At 73.4% G+C, this 18,268-nt stretch carries 16 protein-coding genes; 12 read left to right on the plus strand and 4 right to left on the minus strand.

Going from position 1 to position 18,268, the window contains the following annotated elements; all coding sequences use genetic code 11:
* Positions 1–66 precede the first annotated feature (66 nt).
* Genes QM782_RS24240 through QM782_RS24255 form a run of 4 tightly spaced genes read left to right on the plus strand, consistent with a single transcriptional unit; the run spans position 67 to position 8,160 of the window.
* The gene (locus QM782_RS24240) at positions 67–1,527 is read left to right on the plus strand and encodes a TIGR02677 family protein (RefSeq protein ID WP_415205714.1); all 1,461 of its coding nucleotides are present in this window, start codon (positions 67–69) and stop codon (positions 1,525–1,527) included.
* Complete coding sequence (locus QM782_RS24245) at positions 1,524–2,771, plus strand: TIGR02678 family protein (RefSeq protein ID WP_415205421.1); 1,248 nt, start codon at positions 1,524–1,526, stop codon at positions 2,769–2,771. The genes QM782_RS24240 and QM782_RS24245 overlap by 4 nt, the downstream gene beginning before the upstream one ends.
* A gap of 6 nt (positions 2,772–2,777) precedes the next feature.
* Positions 2,778–6,923: a TIGR02680 family protein gene (locus QM782_RS24250; protein ID WP_415205422.1), complete on the plus strand. Its 4,146-nt coding sequence runs from the start codon at positions 2,778–2,780 to the stop codon at positions 6,921–6,923.
* On the plus strand, positions 6,907–8,160 hold the full coding sequence (locus tag QM782_RS24255; protein WP_415205423.1) for a TIGR02679 family protein: 1,254 nt from the start codon (positions 6,907–6,909) through the stop codon (positions 8,158–8,160). The genes QM782_RS24250 and QM782_RS24255 overlap by 17 nt, the downstream gene beginning before the upstream one ends.
* Positions 8,161–8,218: 58 nt before the next feature.
* Here the strand turns inward: QM782_RS24255 and icd are convergent, their stop codons facing one another.
* Positions 8,219–9,481, minus strand: coding sequence for an NADP-dependent isocitrate dehydrogenase (gene icd / locus QM782_RS24260; RefSeq protein ID WP_415205424.1), 1,263 nt, complete (start codon positions 9,479–9,481; stop codon positions 8,219–8,221).
* Between the two features lie 141 nt (positions 9,482–9,622).
* Here icd and QM782_RS24265 point away from each other — a divergent pair, with 141 nt between their 5' ends.
* Positions 9,623–10,078, plus strand: a complete 456-nt coding sequence (locus QM782_RS24265) for a DUF192 domain-containing protein (RefSeq protein ID WP_415205425.1) — start codon at positions 9,623–9,625, stop codon at positions 10,076–10,078.
* Between the two features lie 68 nt (positions 10,079–10,146).
* On the opposite strand, the gene QM782_RS24270 is transcribed toward QM782_RS24265, so the two are convergent.
* Together QM782_RS24270 and xseA are read right to left on the minus strand one after the other, a co-directional pair.
* A complete protein-coding gene (locus QM782_RS24270; protein WP_415205426.1) occupies positions 10,147–10,728 on the minus strand; it encodes a superoxide dismutase in 582 nt (193 codons plus the stop codon).
* A gap of 64 nt (positions 10,729–10,792) precedes the next feature.
* Positions 10,793–12,088, minus strand: coding sequence for an exodeoxyribonuclease VII large subunit (xseA, locus tag QM782_RS24275; protein WP_415205427.1), 1,296 nt, complete (start codon positions 12,086–12,088; stop codon positions 10,793–10,795).
* 368 nt (positions 12,089–12,456) lie between these two features.
* Between xseA and QM782_RS24280 the strand changes: the two genes are divergently transcribed.
* The 6 genes from QM782_RS24280 (at position 12,457) to adk (ending at position 16,464) form a co-directional block, all read left to right on the plus strand.
* Positions 12,457–13,092: a MotA/TolQ/ExbB proton channel family protein gene (locus QM782_RS24280; RefSeq protein WP_415205428.1), complete on the plus strand. Its 636-nt coding sequence runs from the start codon at positions 12,457–12,459 to the stop codon at positions 13,090–13,092.
* Positions 13,093–13,274: 182 nt separating this feature from the next.
* Positions 13,275–13,697: an ExbD/TolR family protein gene (locus tag QM782_RS24285; protein ID WP_415205429.1), complete on the plus strand. Its 423-nt coding sequence runs from the start codon at positions 13,275–13,277 to the stop codon at positions 13,695–13,697.
* A gap of 18 nt (positions 13,698–13,715) precedes the next feature.
* The gene (lpxK, locus tag QM782_RS24290) at positions 13,716–14,717 is read left to right on the plus strand and encodes a tetraacyldisaccharide 4'-kinase (RefSeq protein WP_415205430.1); all 1,002 of its coding nucleotides are present in this window, start codon (positions 13,716–13,718) and stop codon (positions 14,715–14,717) included.
* Between the two features lie 30 nt (positions 14,718–14,747).
* Positions 14,748–14,930, plus strand: coding sequence for a Trm112 family protein (locus QM782_RS24295; RefSeq protein WP_415205431.1), 183 nt, complete (start codon positions 14,748–14,750; stop codon positions 14,928–14,930).
* Positions 14,930–15,685 carry a 3-deoxy-manno-octulosonate cytidylyltransferase gene (gene kdsB, locus QM782_RS24300; protein WP_415205432.1) on the plus strand — a complete coding sequence of 252 codons (756 nt, stop codon included), beginning with the start codon at positions 14,930–14,932 and terminating at the stop codon, positions 15,683–15,685. The genes QM782_RS24295 and kdsB overlap by 1 nt, the downstream gene beginning before the upstream one ends.
* 122 nt (positions 15,686–15,807) lie before the next feature.
* Positions 15,808–16,464, plus strand: coding sequence for an adenylate kinase (gene adk / locus QM782_RS24305; RefSeq protein ID WP_415205433.1), 657 nt, complete (start codon positions 15,808–15,810; stop codon positions 16,462–16,464).
* Here the strand turns inward: adk and QM782_RS24310 are convergent, their stop codons facing one another.
* Positions 16,465–17,415 (minus strand): asparaginase, encoded by a 951-nt coding sequence (locus tag QM782_RS24310; protein ID WP_415205434.1) that lies wholly within the window; start codon positions 17,413–17,415, stop codon positions 16,465–16,467.
* 69 nt (positions 17,416–17,484) lie between these two features.
* Between QM782_RS24310 and lexA the strand changes: the two genes are divergently transcribed.
* Positions 17,485–18,177, plus strand: coding sequence for a transcriptional repressor LexA (gene lexA, locus QM782_RS24315; protein WP_415205435.1), 693 nt, complete (start codon positions 17,485–17,487; stop codon positions 18,175–18,177).
* The last annotated feature ends 91 nt before the right edge of the window (positions 18,178–18,268 follow it).

Raw genomic sequence — 18,268 nt, forward strand, 5'->3', positions numbered from 1 at the left:
TCCGGCGCCCAGGCCGAGTTGTTTCGCCACGTCAGCGCCGAGAAGGCCGTGCTGTACCGCGCGGTGATGGACGTCTTCGCGGCCGCCAAGCGCCAGTTCCGCCTGCATCTGCGGCCCGACGAGGTGCTGGCCGAAGGTCGCTGGCAGGCGCTGCCCGCCGCGCCGCGGCTGGAGGAACTGCAGCTCGCGCTGAACCAGCTCACCGACTGGGGCAACCTCGAATCGCAGCCCGACACCACGCGCGTGGCCAGCATCGCCGACTTCTACCGTGCCAAGTTCCTGTACCGGCTGTCGCAGGGCGGCGAAGCGGTAGAGACGGCGCTGGAGACCTTTGCGCGCACCCTCTCGCGCCGCGCCGAGCTGCAGACCGTGGCGCTGGAGGACATCGCGCACCGGCTCGAAGCCCTGCAGGCGCTGGCCGCCGAGGACGCGCCCGACGCCGCCAAGGTGCACGCCACGCTGCGCGACCTGGTGCGCGTGTTCGAAAGCCTGGCCGACAACGCCCAGGCCTTCATGGCCGGCATCGCGCGCAGCGTGGAGCTGCAGCAGGCCGATGCGCAGGCCGTCGTCGCCTACAAGCGCCGGCTGATCGACTACCTGGAACGTTTCATCGGCGACCTGGTCGGCCGCTCCGGCGGCATCGCGCAGCGCATCCTGGCACTGGCGCCACGCATCGAGACGCTGCTGTGGCTGGCCGTGCAGCGCGAGGCACGCGACGCGGCGCCCGGCGACGAGGACGAACAGCGCGACGTGCAGACACGCGGCCTGCTGGCCTGGCGCGAGCGCTGGCGCGGCCTGCGCCGCTGGTTCGTCGCCGACCGCCACGACCCGCCGCAGGCCGAACTGCTGCGCGCCAAGGCGCGCGCCGCGATTCCGCAGCTGCTGTCCGCCATCGCCGCGCTGAACGAACGCCGCAGCGGACGCAGCGACCGCTCGGCCGACTTCCGGGTGCTGGCCCACTGGTTCGCCGCCTGCACCGACGATGCGCAGACGCACCGGCTGGCGCGCGCGGCCTTCGCGCTGCAGCCCGCGCGCCACTTCGCGCTGAACCCGGCGCTGCAGCCGGGCGCCGAGGACCTGCCGGCCAGCACGCCCTGGGCTGAGGCGCCACCGCTGTGCATCCACCCGCGCCTGCGCATGTACGGCGAAGCCGCGCCGCGCGGCGCGCTGCCGCAGGTGCAGGTGCGCGACGAGGCGCGCCGGCTGCTGGCCGCGCAGCTGCAGGAAGAGCACGCGCAGATCGAGGCCGCGCGCCGGCGCCTGGCCACGGGCCGGCCGGTGAAGCTGTCCGAACTGGGCGAACTCGACCCGCACGCCTTCGGCCTGTTCCTGTCACTGCTCGGCGAAGCGCTGGCCGCGCAGGCCGGCCCCGGGACGCCGGTCGAGCGGCTCAGCGGCGACGGCCTGCTGCGCATCCGGCTGCAGCCCCTGGCCGCCGGCAGCCGGGCCGAGATCTGCACACCGGCCGGCAGGCTCGCCGGCCGCGACCACCTGCTGACCATCGCCCTGGTGGACGAGGACGCATGACCGATACCCGCCAGATCGCCCGCCAGCAGCAGCACCACCGCGACGACGAGCGCCGCCAGGCGCTGCGCGCGCTGCTGATGACGCCGCTGATGACGCCGGCGCACGAGGACTTCACCGCCGTGCGCCGCCATGCCGACGAACTGCGCACCTGGTTCGCGCGCGAGGCCGGCTGGCCGTTGCACATCGAGCGCGACTGCGCCCGGCTGTACAAGCGCCCGGCCGACCTGGACGACGCCACCCGCGGCCTGCCCGGCTACGAGCGCCGCCGCTACGTGCTGCTGTGCCTGGCCTGCGCGGTGCTCGAGCGCGCCGAGGCGCAGATCACGCTGCGCCTGCTGGGCGACCGGCTGCTGGCGCTGGCGGCCGAACCGGCGCTGCAGTCGCGCGGCTTCGCCTTCACCCTGACGGCCGCGCACGAGCGGCGCGAGCTGGTGGCCGTGTGCCGCACGCTGCTGGCGTTGGGCGTGCTGCAGCGCGTGGCCGGCGACGAAGAAGGCTTCGTGCGCGAGGCCGCGGCCGGCGGCGACGGCGCGGACGCGCTGTACGACGTGCAGCGCCGCGTGCTGGCCGGCATGCTGGCCGCCATGCGCGGCCCGTCCACCTGGCCGGCCGGGCAAATGCCGGTGACGCTGGACGAACGCCTCGCGTCGCTGGTCGCCGAACACGTGCCCGACAGCGACGAAGGCCTGCGCACCGCGCTGCGCCACCAGCTCGCGCGCCGGCTGCTGGACGATCCGGTGCTCTATCTGGATACGCTCGACGACGCCCAGCGCGCCTACTTCGCCAACCAGCGCGGCACGATGGCCCTGCGCCTGTGCGAGGCCACCGGCCTGGCCGCCGAGCAGCGCGCCGAGGGCCTGGCCCTGGTCGACGAGGACGGCGCGCTGACCGACGTGGCCATGCCGGCCGAAGGCACGGAAGCCCATGCCACGCTGCTGGTGGCCGAGTTCCTGGCCGGCCGGAGCCGCGCGGGTGCATCGCCGCCGGCCAGCACGCCGGCCGACGTCGCCGCCTTCCTGGCCGAGGCCCGCCAGCGCTTCGGCAGCTACTGGCGCAAGTCCGCGCGCGAGTCCGGCACCGAGCACGAGCTGGCCCGCACCGCGCTGGAACGGCTGGCGCAGCTGCGCCTGGTCGCGCTGGTCGATGGCCGGGTGCAGCCGCTGCCGGCGCTGGCCCGCTTCGCGCTGGGGGATGCCGAGATCCGCGCCGCGGCCGCCCCGCCCACACAGGACACGCTGTTCTGACCCGACATGTCCCAGCCCCCCCGCCCCCACCTGCCCGAACCCGCCCTGGCGCGCTGGCAACCGCTGCGCCTGGGCCTGGTCGAGCTGTTCCACTACGACAGCGAGGAATTCTGGTTCCGCGACGGCCACCTGCTGCTGCGCGGCAACAACGGCACCGGCAAGTCCAAGGTGCTGTCGCTGACGCTGCCCTTCCTGCTCGATGCCAACCTCAAGTCCTCGCGCATCGAGCCCGACGGCGACCCGGCCAAGAAGATGGCCTGGAACCTGCTGCTGGGCCGCCACGAACGCCGCACCGGCTACGCCTGGATCGAGTTCGGCCGCGTCGACGGCGACGGCACACCGCACTACCTGACGCTGGGCTGCGGCCTCGCGGCGGCGGCCGCGCGCGCGTCGGTCGACAGCTGGTTCTTCCTGATGGAGCACGGCCGCGTCGGGCAGGACCTGTGGCTGATCGGCCCGACCCGCGTGGTGCTCACGCGCGAACGCCTGCGCGACGCGCTGGAGCCGCTGGGCGGCCAGCTCTTTCCGAACGCCACCGAGTACCGCCGCGCCGTCGACGAGCGGCTGTTCCACCTCGGCCCCACGCGCTACGCCGCGCTGATGGACACGCTGATCCAGCTGCGCCAGCCGCAGCTGTCGAAGAAGCCGGACGAATCCAGCCTGTCGCAGGCGCTGACCGAAGCGCTGCCGCCGCTGCCCATCGACCTGCTGGCCGACGTCGCCGAGGCGCTGAACCAGTTGGAGGCCTACCGCCGCGAACTGGCCGAGTACGAGGCGCTGGAGCGCGCCATCGGCCAGTTCAGCCAGCGCTACCAGCGCTATGCCGCCACCCAGGCGCGCCGGCAGGCGCGTGCGCTGCGCAGCGCGCAGACCGGCTTCGACAGTGCCAGCCGCGAGGTCAACGACAGCCGCCAGGCGCTGCAGCAGGCCCAGGCCGCCGAAGCCGCCGCCATCGCGCAGCTGGGCGCAGCCGAGGCTGCGCTGGCCGCCGCGCGCATGCGCCTGGAAGCGCTGCAGAACGATCCCGCGATGGCCAGCGCGCGGCAGCTCGAGGCCGCCGAGCGCGACACCCGCCGCCGCGCGGACGACGCCGCCCGCGCCGAGCAGGCGCGGCGCGAGGCCGAGCACCGCCTGGCCCGCGAACGGCAGGCCAGCCGGCTACGCGCCGAGCGTGCCGAGCAGGCCGGGCGCGTGCTGGCCGCGCAGCGCGGCGACGCCGCGCAAGGCGCCGCCGGCGCCGGCCTGGCCGACGCGCTGGCCGCCAGCCCACTGGCCGGCGCCGAAGCCGGCACGCTGGAGCCGCTGGCCCTGGAAACGGCGCGGCAGGCGCTGCGCCGCGCCGCCGGCGCACGCCGCGAGCAGGTCGACCTGCTGCTGCAACGCTGCGACGCCGCCGAGCGCGCGGCCGACGTGCATGCGCACGCGCAGGAACAGCACGACCTGTGCCGCGACCAGGCCGACGACGCCGCCGAGCGCCGCGCCGCGGCCGACGACGCCGTGGCGCAGCAGGCGCAAGCGCTGCTGGACGCCTGGCAGAACCACCTGGACGGGCTGCGCCAGCTGCGGCCGGACGACGCCGCTGCCGTGCTGGACGGCCTGGCCCTGTGGAGCCGCAGCCTCGACGGCGAGAACCCGGCGCGCGCCGCGCTGGCGCAGGCCCAGCAGGCCGCCGCCCAGCGGCTGGCGCAGCGCCAGGCCGCGCTGGATGCGCGGCAAGCGGTGCTGGAGGAGGAACAGCAGGCGCTGCTGGCCGAACGCGCGCGCCTGGAGCGCGGCGAGGACGCTCAGCCGCCCGCGCCGCACTGGCGCGCCGAGGCCGCGCGCAGCGGCCGCGCCGGCGCGCCACTGTGGCAGCTGGTCGACTTCCAGCCGCAGGTCGCCGACGCCGAGCGCGCCGGCCTGGAAGCCGCGCTGCAGGCCGCCGGCCTGCTGGACGCCTGGGTCACGCCCGAGGGCGCGCTGCTCGGCGCCGACGGCACGCCGCTGCCGCACGATGCGCAGTGGCTGGCGCGGCCGCCGCAGGCCGCGCCACTGGCCGGCTGGCTGCAGGCCGCGCCCGAGGCCACGGCCGCCGTCGCCCCCGAGCAGGTGCAGCGCCTGCTCGAAGGCGTGGCCTGCGGCCTGCAGGATGACCCCGGGGCCGAGGCCTGGCTGGCGCCGGACGGGCGCTTCCGCCTGGGCGCGCTGGCCGGCGCCTGGGCCAAGCCGCGCGCCGAATTCATCGGCTACGCCGCGCGCGCCGCCGCCCGGACGCGGCGGCTGGCGCAGATCGCCGAGCGCCTGGCCGAACTGGTCGCCGAGGGCGCCGCGCTGCAGCTGGCGCTGGCGCGGCTGGACGGCGACCGGCGGCAGGCCGCGCAGGAATGGCAGGACGCCCCGAGCGACGACGCGCTGCGCAGCGCCCATGCGCAGGCCGCTGCCTGCGCGCGGGAGTACGAAGCCGCGCGCCAGCGGCTGGACCACGCCGAGCGCCGCTGGCGCGACGCGGCCGACGCCTGGGAGCAGGCGCGGCAGACCCTGGCGCGCGACGCCGCCGACATGGCCCTGCCCGCCACGCGCGCGGCGCTGCAGGCCGTCGCCGGGTCTCTGCAAGCCTTCGGCGACCTGGTGCACGCGCTGGCGAACGCGGCCCGCGACCTGCGCGACGCCATGGCCGAACACCGGCAGCAGCTGGAACGCGAGCAGGAAGCCGAGGATGCGGCTCGCCAGGCCGCCGAGCAGGCGGCCGAACGCAGCTTGCTGGCCAACGAAGCGCGCATCCAGTGGCAGACGCTGCGCGAGTCGATCGGCGCGGAAGTCGAGGCCGTGCGCCACCGCCTGGCCGAGGCACGCGCCGCGGTGCAGGACGGCGAGGCGCAGCAGCGCCTGCACAACGAAGCGCGCCGCGTCGCCGGCGAAACCCGCGCCAAGGCCGAGCAGCGCAGCCACGACGCCGCCGCCACGCTGGACGAGCGCGCTGCCGCGCGCCAGCACGCCGTGGCGCAGCTGCAGGGCTTCGCCGCCACCGGGCTGCTGGCCACGGCGATGCCCGATGCCGAGGTGCCGCCGCTGGGCGTGCCGTGGACCATCGAACCCGCGCTGACGCTCGCCCGCCGCGCCGAACAGGCACTCGCGGCCGTGAAGGACGACGACGAGGCCTGGAGCCGCGTGCAGTCGCTGGTCTCGCAGGACTACACCGAGCTCGGCCGCGCGCTGGCCGCGCTCAGCCACCAGGCCCAGGCCGAGACCAGCGACTACGGCCTGGTGGTGCACATCGTCTATCAGAACCGGCCCGAGCGGCCCGACCAGCTCGGCCTGCGGCTGGCCGGCGAGATCGCGCAGCGCCGCGAGCTGCTGACCGCCGGCGAGCGCGAGGTGCTGGAAAACCACCTGGAGGCCGAGATCGCCGCCGCGGTGCAGAAACTGCTGCGCGACGCCGACGCCCAGGTGAACGCCGTCAACGAGGAACTGCACAAGCGGCCCACCTCCACCGGCGTGCGCTTCCGGCTGAAGTGGGAGACGCTGCCCGAAGGGGCCGATGGCGCGCCCGTGGGCCTGGACGCCGCGCGCCAGCGCCTGCTCAACACCAGCGCCGACCTGTGGACCGCGCAGGACCGTCGCGTGGTCGGCGAGATGCTGCAGCAGCGCATCGCGGCCGAGCGCAGCCGGGCAGACGTGGAGCAAGGCGGCAGCCTGCAGGAACAACTGGCCCGCGCGCTGGACTACCGCCGCTGGCACCGCTTCCGCGTGCAGCGCTGGCAGGACGGGCAGTGGCGCCCGCTGTCCGGCCCCGCCTCCAGCGGCGAGCGCGCGCTGGGCCTGACGGTGCCGCTGTTCGCCGCCGTCTCCAGCTTCTACAGCCAGGCCGGCAGCGCGCAGGCGCCGCGGCTGGTGCTGCTGGACGAGGCCTTCGCCGGCATCGACGACGGCGCGCGCGCCCATTGCTGGGCGCTGGTGCGCGAGTTCGACCTGGACTTCGTCATCACCAGCGAGCGCGAATGGGCCTGCTCGGCCGAACTGCCCGGCGTGGCGATCGCGCAGCTGCAGCGCCGCGAGGGCGTGGACGCGGTGCACGTCTCGCGCTGGGTCTGGGACGGCCGCGCGCGCCGCCGCGAGGACGACCCGGACCGACGCTTCCCGCCCTCCGCATCCGGGCATGGCGACGGCGCCTGACCCGCGGCTGCAGCGCCTGCTGGGCGGCCCGGCGCTGGCGGCGCTGCGCCAGCGGCTGCGGCGCCACTACGAGCGCGGCGGCACGGACGGCGGCAGGCTGCTGCTCGACCGGCTGCAAGCCCACGAGCAGGAAGCGCTGGCACTGCTGAGCGGGCGCCCGGCCAGGCCGGCGCGCTCGCTGCGGCTGGACCTGGCCGACCTCCAGGCCCGGCTGCAGGCCGCCGGCCTCGCGGACTCGCTGCGCGCGGCGCTGGAGCGCCTGGACGGTCCCATCGCCGATGCCACCGCCGAACGCGCCGCCGCGCAGGCCGCCTGGGCGGCGGTGCAGACGCGACCGGGCCGCGACCCGCGCCTCGGCGCCTGGCTGCAGGCCGCCACCGGCCTCGGCCTGCTCAAGCGCCTGGCCCGGCAGGACCCGGTGGCGGCGGAAGACCTCCTGACGCAGGCCGGCGCCGTGCTGGCCCGGCTGCCGGCCGCGGGCCTGCCCCGTTCGCAGCTGGCCGCGCTGGCCCTGGGCGATGCCCACGCCCTCGATGCGGGGCGGCCGACAGCCACCCTGGTGCTGGCGGCCTGGCGGCATGGCGAGGCGTCAGCGGATGCTCTGGCCGCCGAGCCGGACACCCCGCCCCAGGAAGAGCGTATCCGCGACGTCTGGGCCCGCGCCGGCGTGCTGGTCAACGAACTCGCGCGCCCGGTGCTGGTGCTGAACCTGCCCGTGCCGCGCCACCTGGACGCCGCGCCCTGGCTCTGCGGGGAACCGGCCTACCTGTCGCTGCGCTGGCTGCTGCGCCAGCGGCCGGACTGGCCCGTGGCCGGCCGCCCGGTCTTCGTGTGCGAGAACCCCAACCTGCTGGCCATCGCCGCGGAGCGGCTCGGCACGCACGGCGCCCCACTGGTCTGCACCGACGGCATGCCGGCGGCGGCCCAGCGCAGCCTGCTGGAGCAGCTCGGCCGCGCCGGCGCCCATCTGCGCTGCCACGCCGACTTCGACTGGGCGGGCGTGCGCATCGTCAACCACTTGCTGACGTACGCCGGCGCGACGCCCTGGCGCATGGACTCGGCCCGCTACGAAGCCGCCGCGCACCAAGCCACCGCATCGGGCCTGGCCCTGGCTGGCCCTGACGCCGAGGCGCGCTGGGATGCAGCGCTGGCCCCCGCCATGCGCCGGCACGGGCGGGCCATCGCCGAGGAAGCCCTGGCCGACACCCTGCTGGAAGACCTGACCACCGGGCCATGACCCGTGCCGGGGGCGCCGCTGCGCAGCGGCGCCCGCCGCCGGCGCGAGGCCCGACGGATCACTCGTCCATCGCCGCGACCGTCGCCTGCCCGAAGCCGGAGCAGCTCACCTGGGTCGCACCCTCCATCAGCCGGGCGAAGTCGTAGGTCACGCGCTTGGAGCGGATGGCGCCTTCCATGGCGCGGATGAGCAGGTCCGCGGCCTCCTTCCAGCCCAGGTGGCGCAGCATCATCTCGGCCGACAGGATCAGCGAGCCGGGGTTCACGTAGTCCTTGCCGGCGTACTTGGGCGCGGTGCCGTGCGTGGCCTCGAACATGGCCACGGTGTCCGACAGGTTGGCGCCGGGCGCGATGCCGAGGCCGCCGACCTGCGCGGCCGCGGCGTCGGACAGGTAGTCGCCGTTCAGGTTCAGCGTGGCGATCACGCCGTACTCGGCCGGGCGCATCAGGATCTGCTGCAGGAAGGCGTCGGTGAGCGCGTCCTTGACCACGATCGGCCGGCCCGTGCGCGGGTTCGCCAGGCGGCACCACGGGCCGCCGTCGATCGGCTCGGCGCCGAATTCCCGCTGCACCAGCGCGTAGCCCCAGTCGCGGAACGCGCCCTCGGTGAACTTCATGATGTTGCCCTTGTGCACCAGGGTCACGCTGGGGCGGTCGTGGTCGATCGCGTACTGGACGGCCTTGCGCACCAGCCGCTCCGTGCCCTCGCGCGAGACCGGCTTGATGCCCAGGCCCGAGGTCGCCGGAAAGCGGATGCCGTGCACGCCCAGCTCGCGCGTCAGGAAGTCGATCAGCCGCGCCGCCTGCTCGGAACCGGCCGGGAACTCGATGCCGGCGTAGATGTCCTCGGAGTTCTCGCGGAAGATGACCATGTCGGTCTTCTCCGGCTCGCGCAGCGGCGACGGCACGCCGGCGAAGTGGCGCACCGGGCGCAGGCAGACGTACAGGTCCAGCGCCTGGCGCAGCGTGACGTTCAGCGAGCGGATGCCGCCGCCGACCGGCGTGTCCAGCGGCCCCTTGATCGAGACCACGTGGTCGCGCACGGCGGCCACGGTCTCCTCGGGCAGCCAGACGTCCGGACCGTAGACGCGGGTGGCCTTGCGGCCGGCGAAGACCTCCATCCAGCGGATGCGGCGCCCGCCGCCGTAGGCGCGCTCGACGGCGGCGTCCACCACCTGCCGCATGACCGGCGTGACGTCCACGCCGACGCCGTCGCCCTCGATGAACGGGATGACGGGCTCGTCGGGCACGTTCAGCGAATGGTCGGCGTTGACGGTGATCTTGCGGCCCTGGACGGGCGGCTGGATGTGCTGGTAGGGCATGGCGGCGACGGTTCCGGGGAGCGGTGGAGGCAGAGGGGCGCGGCGCGGGCAGGAGCTGGCCGGCGAAAAAAGGCGGCGCGATTCTAAGGGTGCCGTCGCGTGGACAATGGCGGCTTCCGCTGCTCCGACGACCGGTTTCCCATGCGCGCGTTCCGCCTTCTCGCTGCCCTGCTCTCCATCGCCTTCGCCGGCGCCGCCGCGGCCCAGGAGGAGCCGCAGCTCGACCTGCCGCGCACCCAGCTCGCCACCGGCATGTACCGGATCGACGCGCAGGTGGCCGCGACCCCGCTGCAGCGCCAGATCGGCCTGATGTACCGCCGGCAGATGCCGCAGCACGAAGGCATGCTGTTCGCGTTCGAGGAACCGGCCGTGCAGTGCTTCTGGATGAAGAACACGCCGCTGCCGCTGACGGCGGCCTTCGTCGACGACGAAGGCACCATCGTGAACCTGGTGGACATGCAGCCGCAGACCACTGCATCGCACTGCTCCACCCGGCCGGTGCGCTTCGTGCTGGAGATGAACCAGGGCTGGTTCTCGAAGAAGGGCATCAAGGCGGGCACGCGGCTGGCGGGTCCGCCGTTCCAGCCGGAGCGCTGACGCGGCACCGCCCGGAACGAAAACGCCCCGCGCGAGGCGGGGCGTGCTGCGCCGGATGCGGCGCGCGATCAGGCGTAGTTGGCTTCGGCGAACTGCCAGTTGACCAGCTTGTCGAGGAAGGTCTCGACGAACTTGGGCCGCAGGTTGCGGTAGTCGATGTAGTAGGCGTGCTCCCAGACGTCGACCGTCAGCAGCGCCTTGTCGGCGGTGGTCAGCGGCGTGCCGGCGGCGCCGGTGTTGACGATGTCCACGCTGCCGTCGGCCTTCTTGACCAGCCAGGTCCAGCCCGAGCCGAAGTTGCCCACGGCGGACTTCACGAAGGCTTCCTTGAACGCGGCGTAGCTGCCCCACTTGGCGTTGATCGCCTCCAGCAGCTTGCCCGAGGGCTCGCCGCCGCCATTGGGCTTCATGCAGTTCCAGAAGAAGGTGTGGTTCCAGATCTGGGCCGCGTTGTTGTAGATGCCGCCGCTGGATTTCTTGACGATCTCCTCCAGCGCCATGTTCTCGAACTCCGTGCCCTTCTGCAGGTTGTTCAGGTTGACGACGTAGGCGTTGTGGTGCTTGCCGTGGTGATACTCCAGCGTCTCCTGGGAGTAGTGGGGGGCCAGGGAGTCGATGGGATACGGCAGGGGGGGCAGCTTGTGTTCCATTGTTTTGTCCTCGTGGGGTGAAAGAAACCATGATGGCGCCAGCGGCGACGCGGCATTGTAGGAATTAAACGCGACGTCGCTGCAGCACCCGCAGATCGGCCTCACCGTCGGCCAGAACGGCGCGTACCGCATCGTCCGGCTGCAGCTGCGCCACGCTGGAGATGGCCTGGCCGCGCGCGTCGCTCAGCCAGGCATAGCCGCGCTGCAGCGCCACGCGCGGGTCCAGCAGCTCCAGCACGCGCTGGGCATGCGCCAGCTGTTCGTGCGCACGCTGCACGCGCAGCTGCAGCGCCTGCGCCAGCCGCGGCTGCCGCAGCGCCAGTGCATGGTGCTGCTGCGCCAGTTGCGTGCGCAGGCCGTGCTGCAGCTGCTGCGCCAGCCGCTCCAGCGCGAGCCGCTGGCGGCCGGCGGCCTGCGATGGCCTGCCGAGCCGGGCGGCGGCCTGGTCCAGCCGCTGCGCCCGCGCATCGAGCTGGCGGCCGGCCGCATCGCGCAGCCGGTCGGCCATGCGCTCCAGCGCCCCCAGCCACACCTCGCGCGGCTGCGCCGCCAGCTCGGCCGCGGCCGTGGGCGTGGGCGCGCGCAGGTCGGCCACGAAGTCGGCGATGGTGAAGTCGGTCTCGTGGCCCACGCCGCTGACCAGCGGCACCGGGCTGCGCGCGATGCACCGTGCCAGCGCCTCGTCGTTGAAGGCCCACAGGTCCTCGATGGCGCCGCCGCCGCGCACGAGCAGGATCAGGTCCAGCGGCATGGCCGCGTCGCCCGCGCGCGCCACGGCGTACAGCCGCTCCAGCGCCCGCACCAGGTCGACCGGCGCCTCGGCGCCCTGCACCAGCGCCGGCGCCAGCAGCACCGGCACGTGCGGCAGCCGGCGCCGCAGCGCCGTCGCCACGTCGTGCAGCGCCGCCGCCCCGGGCGACGTGACCAGGCCGATGCCGCGCGGCAGCAGCGGCAGCGGGCGCTTGCGCGCGGGATCGAACAGGCTCTCGGCCTCCAGCCGCGCCTTCAGGCGCAGGAACTGCTCGAACAGCGCCCCCTGCCCGGCGCGCTGCAGGCTCTCGACCACCAGCTGCAGGTCGCCGCGCGGCTCGTACACGGCCAGCCGCCCGCGCACCTCCACCTGGTCGCCGTCGCGCGGCGAGAAGTCCAGCAGCGCCGCCGCGCGCCGGAACATCGCGCAGCGCAGCTGGCCCTGCGCATCCTTGAGCTGGAAGTAGCAGTGCCCGCTGGCGGCGCGCGAAAAGCCCGACACCTCGCCGCGCACAGCCACCGGGTTGAACTGGCGCTCCAGCACGCCGGCCACCGCGCGGCACAGCGCGCCGACCTCCCAGACGGAGGGCGCCGGAGCGGCCGTCAGCATCGCGCGCAATCCCCACGCCGGTTCGCGCCACGGCATGCAGGAATCGAATACTCCACAGCACACCCGCCCGCGGGACGATCAGCCGCCATGCGGCTCGCAGCGCCAGCATGTATGTCGAAGAACATTGATTTCAATCGTCTTTTTCCTGCTCAATTCTTCATCGAACTGTCACGGAACCGCGCCAATCCTGGACGCCAGCCGTTTCAAAGCGCTTTCTCCACAAAGTTATCCACAACTTCTGTGAGGAAGGTGGAGCGTGGAACCAAGGCGGAAGATGGTGCCGGCTGCTGGCGATTCGGGCGAAAGCCAAGCGAATAAACGCTGGGCCATAATCCGCAGCGCGATCCATTGCCAGAGGGGAACTACTGTTGTTTTCGATCATACAAGCCGCCGGATGGCCGATCTGGCCGCTGATCGCCTGCTCGATCCTGGCGCTGGCGCTGATCATCGAACGCTTCGTCAACCTGACCCCGCGCAGGATCGTGCCGCCCCAACTGCTGGACGAGGCGATCACCGTGTCGCAGCGCACGGTGCCCGACCCCGGCATCGTCGCCCGCCTGGCGCAGAGCTCGGCGCTGGGCGAGGTGCTGGCCAGCGGGCTGCGCGCGCTGAACGCCGACCCCCGCTGCACCGAGAGCGACCTGCGCGCGACCATCGAAGCGGCCGGCCGCGCGGTCGCGCACCGGCTGGAGAAGTACCTGACGGCGCTGGCCACCATTGCCTCGGCCGCGCCATTGCTGGGCCTGCTGGGCACCGTGATCGGCATGATCGAGATCTTCGCCGCGCAGCCGGGCGCGGCCGGCGGCGCCTCGGGTGATCCGGCGCAGCTGGCGCACGGCATCTCGGTGGCGCTGTACAATACCGCGTTCGGGCTCATGGTGGCGATTCCCTCGCTGATCTTCTGGCGCTACTTCCGCGCCCGGGTCGACGACTACCTGCTGCAGATGGAACTGGCCTCGGACCAATTCGCGCGGCACCTGAACGGCCTGCGCCGCGCCGGTTGAAATGAACACCCCCAGTCTCCGCGCTGCGCGCTTCGCCACCCTCAAAGAGGGCGACGCCTGCGGCCGGGCAAGGCCCGTCCACGGCGTCCGCTGGCATAACCGGCTCCGCGGCCGTTCGAACCGCTGCTCGCGGCCCGGTTGCATGCCCTGCAGGTGGCGCGCCGGCGCCGTGGAACACTGACATGAACTTCCGCCGCCGCGTCCGGGAAGAGCCGGAGATCAACCTGATCCCGTTCATCGACGTGCTGCTGGTCGTGCTGATCTTCCTGATGCTGTCCACGACCTACAGCAAGTACGCCGAGCTGCAGATCCGCCTGCCGCTGGCCAATGCCGAGCCGCAGCGCGAGCGGCCGCGCGAGATCGTGCTGGCGATCGCGGCCGACGGGCGCTACGCCGTGGACCGGCGGCCGATGGACACGCGCAACGTGGACGCCCTGGCCGCTGCGCTGCGCACGGCGGCCGAAGGCGCACGGGACGCGGTGATCGTCGTGAGCGCCGACGCCAGCACGCCGCACCAGGCCGTGGTGACGGCCATGGACGCCGCACGCCGCGCCGGGCTGCAGCAGCTCACGTTCGCGACGCAGCGTTCGGCGTCGGGCACCTGACCGCCGGTCGCGAGCGCCGTGCGCGGCTGGCTGTCCGACCTGGTCCCGCGGCTGTGGCAGTCGCGCCGGCTGGCCTGGCCACTGTGGCCGCTGTCCCTGCTCTACGGCGCCGTCTCCGGGCTGCGCCGCTGGCTGTACCGGCGCGGCTGGCTGTCCGGCACGCGGCTGCCGGTGCCGGTGCTGGTGGTCGGCAACGTGGTGGCGGGAGGATCGGGCAAGACGCCGGTGACCATCGCCCTCGTCGAGCACCTGCGCGCGCAGGGCTGGCGCGTCGGCGTGCTCTCGCGCGGCTACGGCCGCAGCACCACGGACTGCCGCGAAGTGCTGCCGGACAGCCCCGCGCAGGAAGTCGGCGACGAGCCGGCGCTGATCCAGCGCAGCTGCCGGGTGCCGGTGTTCGTGGCCGCGCGCCGGGCCGAGGCCGGCCTGGCCCTGCTGGCGCGCCACCCAGCGACGGAACTACTGGTCTGCGACGACGGCCTGCAGCATCTGGCGCTGGCACGCGACCTGGAGATCTGCGTGTTCGACGACCGCGGCACCGGCAACGGCTGGCTGCTGCCGGCCGGCCCGCTGCGCGAGCCCTGGCCGCGGCCGGCCGACTTGGTGCTGCACACGGGCGAGCATCCGGCCTTCGCCGGCGCGCGGGCACGCCGGCGCCTGGCCGCCAGCACGCAGCGGGCGGACGGCGCGCGGCTGGCGCTGGCCGACCTGGCCGACACGCCGGTGCTGGCGCTGGCCGGCATCGCGCATCCCGAGCGCTTCTTCGCGATGCTGCGCGCGGCCGGCCTGCGCCGGATCCAGGAACTGCCGCTGCCGGACCACCATGATTTCGAGCGCTGGCAACCGCCGGCCGGCGCGCCGGCACTGTGGCTGTGCACGACCAAGGACGCGGTCAAGCTCTGGGCCCGGCATCCGCAGGCCTGGGCCGTGCCGCTGGAGGTGGCGCTCGACGCCGCGGCGCTGCAGGCGATCGACGCCCGGCTGCACGCGCTGCGTCCCGCAGGCCCGCGGGTACCATAGCCGCTTTCGACTCTCCGACCTCCTCCGCCCATGGACAGCAAGCTCCTCGAACTGCTGGTCTGCCCCGTGACCAAAGGCCCCCTGCAGTACGACCGCGAGCGCCAGGAACTGGTCTCGCGCAGCGCCCGGCTGGCCTATCCGATCCGCGACGGCATCCCGATCCTGCTGGAGACCGAGGCCCGCACGCTCAGCGACGAAGAACTGGAACTCTGATGGCGCCGTTCACCGTCCTGATCCCGGCGCGGCTGGCCTCCACGCGGCTGCCGAACAAGCCGCTGGCCGCGCTCGGCGATGCGCCGATGGTCGTGCGCGTGGCGCAGCGGGCGTTGAAGTCGCAGGCCCGGCGCACCGTCGTCGCCTGCGACAGCCCGCAGATCCTGGAGGCCTGCGCCGCCCACGGCGTCGAAGCCATCCTGACGCGCGACGACCACGCCTCCGGCAGCGACCGGCTGGCCGAGGCCTGCGCGCTGCTCGGCCTGGACGGCGAGGACCTCGTCGTCAACGTGCAGGGCGACGAGCCGCTGATCGATCCGCCGCTGATCGACGCCGTGGCCGGCCTGCTGCACGCCGCACCCGCGGCCAGCATGAGCACCGCGGCCCATGCAATCGACAGCGTGGACGACCTGCGCAATCCCAATGTGGTGAAGGTGGTCTGCGATACACAGGGCTACGCGCTGTATTTCAGCCGCGCGCCGATCCCATGGTGGCGCGACGGCAACGCCGGCGGCGTGCCGTCGCTGCCCGTCGCGCCGGCGCCGCTGCGCCACGTCGGCATCTACGGCTACCGCGCCGGCTTCCTGCGCCGCTTTCCGGGCCTGCCGCCGGCGCCGATCGAGCAGACCGAGGCGCTGGAGCAGCTGCGCGCCATGTGGCACGGCCACCGCATCGCGGTGCACGTGACCGACCATGCGCCCGGCCCCGGCGTGGACACCGCACAGGACCTGGAGCGGGTGCGCCAGCTGTTTTGACGAACTATTGCGGCGCGCGCAGGCGCCCAAGCCTGCATGCTATCCTTTGCCGCCAGAAGCACTTGCGACGGCCTGCGCGCCGTCAGCGCTGCCGCTGACATACAAGCATTCCGAGGACTTCCATGAGACTGATTCTGTTGGGCGCACCCGGCGCCGGCAAAGGCACGCAAGCCACATTCATCTGCAAACAGTTCGGGATTCCCCAGATTTCCACGGGTGACATGCTGCGCGCCGCCGTCAAGGCCGGCACGCCGCTGGGCCTGCAGGCCAAGTCGGTCATGGATTCCGGCGCCCTGGTCGGCGACGACATCATCATCGGCCTCGTCAAGGAGCGCATCGCGCAGCCGGACTGCGCCAACGGCTTCCTGTTCGACGGCTTCCCGCGCACGATCCCGCAGGCCGACGCGATGAAGGCCGCCGGCGTCAAGCTCGACTACGTGCTGGAGATCGACGTGCCGTTCGACGCCATCGTCGAACGCATGAGCGGGCGCCGCTCGCACCCGGCTTCCGGCCGCGTCTACCACGTCAAGTTCAACCCGCCCAAGGTCGAAGGACGCGACGACGTGACGGGCGAGCCGCTGGTGCAGCGCGAGGACGACAGCGAGGCCACGGTGACCAAGCGCCTGGACGTCTACAGCGCGCAGACGCGTCCGCTGATCGACTACTACACCCAGTGGGCCAAGAATGATCCGGCCAGCGCGCCGCGCTACCGCAAGATCGACGGCACCGGCAGCGTGGAGGAGATCACCGCCCGCGCGCTGGCCGCCCTGTCGGCCTGATCAGCCGCCCAGCAGTTCCAGCACCAGCCGGATGCGCGCCTTGACCGGCGACAGCGCATCCGCGCCTGGCAGCGCGCCTTCCTGCGGCCCCATGACACGACCCTGGTCGCAGCGGCTGGCGCGCAGCACGCGCACACCGGCCGATCGCGCGCGTTCCAGCGCGTCGTTCAGCGCCCGGTGCACGGTGCCGTTGCCGGTCGCGGCGACCACCAGCCCCTGCACGCCGTCGCGCACCAGCGCATCCACGATGGCGCCGCTGGCGCCGGCATAGCTGGTCACGATCTCGACACGCGGCCAGGGCGCGCCCTCGGCCGGCAGCCGCGCCACATCGCAAGCTCCCTGCGCCACCGGCCAGTCGCGCAGCCGGCGCAGCCGACCCTCCTCCACGTAGCCCAGCGGCCCCGCATCGCCGGAGCCGAAGGCGTCGAGCCGGTAGCCGTGCAGCTTGCGCACGTCCGCCGCGGCATGGACGACACCGGCGCACACGGCCGTCACGCCGCGCGCGCCGGCGGTCGCGGCCACGGCCAGCGCGTCGCGCAGGTTCTGCGGACCGTCCGGCATCGGCGCGTCGGCCGGCCGCATCGCGCAGGTCAGCACCACCGGCCTGACCGGCGCCAGCACGCACTGCAGGAAGTACGCCGTCTCCTCCAGCGTGTCGGTGCCGTGCGCGACCACGATGCCCAAAACCCGCGGCCGTGCCAGCCAATCCGCGCAACACCGGGCCAGCCGGCCCCAGGTGTCGCCATCCATGTCCTTGCTGTCGAGTTGCGCGACCTGCTCGGCCACCACCACCGTGCCCGCGGGCGCCGGCACGCCGGCCAGCAGGTGCGCCACGTCCACCTGGGCCGCGCGGTAGCCCAGGTTGTCCCCGGGCCGCGACGAGAGGCCGGCGATGGTGCCGCCCGTCCCCAGGACCACCAGCTGCGGCGCATTCGCATCGGAAGCTTGCATAAACAAAAAAGCTGATTAAAAATACAGATACTGGAAATTTCAACAGACCTTCCAGCCCAAGGAACTGCCATGCCAGACGCTTCCGCCACCGCATCGCCCGTCAAGCTCACAGCCCGCCAGCAGCAGATTCTGGAGCTGATCCAGTCTGCCATCGCCAACACCGGGGCGCCACCGACGCGCGCCGAGATCGCGGCCGAGCTCGGCTTCAAGTCGGCCAACGCCGCCGAGGAACATCTGCAGGCGTTGGCCCGCAAGGGCGTCATCGAGCTCGTCAGCGGCACCTCGCGCGGCATCCGGCTGCGCGGCGACATGCTGCGTTCGGTCAACGAGCGCCGCGCCAAGCAATTCACCCTGCCGCTGCAGGAACTGGCCCAGCTCGCATTGCCACTGGTCGGCCGCGTGGCCGCCGGCTCGCCCATCCTCGCGCAGGAGCATGTGGACCAGACCTACTACGTCGAGAGCAGCCTGTTCCAGCACAAGCCCGACTACCTGCTGCGCGTACGTGGCATGTCCATGCGCGACGCCGGCATCATGGACGGCGACCTGCTGGCCGTGCGCGCCACCCGGGACGCCAAGAACGGCCAGATCGTCGTCGCGCGGCTGGGCGACGACGTGACCGTCAAGCGCTACAAGCGCACCGAAGACGGCATCGAACTGCATCCCGAGAACCCGGACTATCCGACCATCGTCGTGCAGCCCGGCGAACCGTTCGAGATCGAGGGCCTGGCGGTCGGCCTGATCCGCAACACCATGCTGATGTAGGCCTCCCCGGCCTGCGTACCGCAGTCTCCAGGTGGCGGGCGTCGGCTGCGCAGGTGCGCGGCCACCCTGGGGCTGCACTCGTTCAACCAAT

The organism is Pseudorhodoferax sp., assembly GCF_047601025.1.
Lineage (GTDB): Bacteria > Pseudomonadota > Gammaproteobacteria > Burkholderiales > Burkholderiaceae_C > Pseudorhodoferax.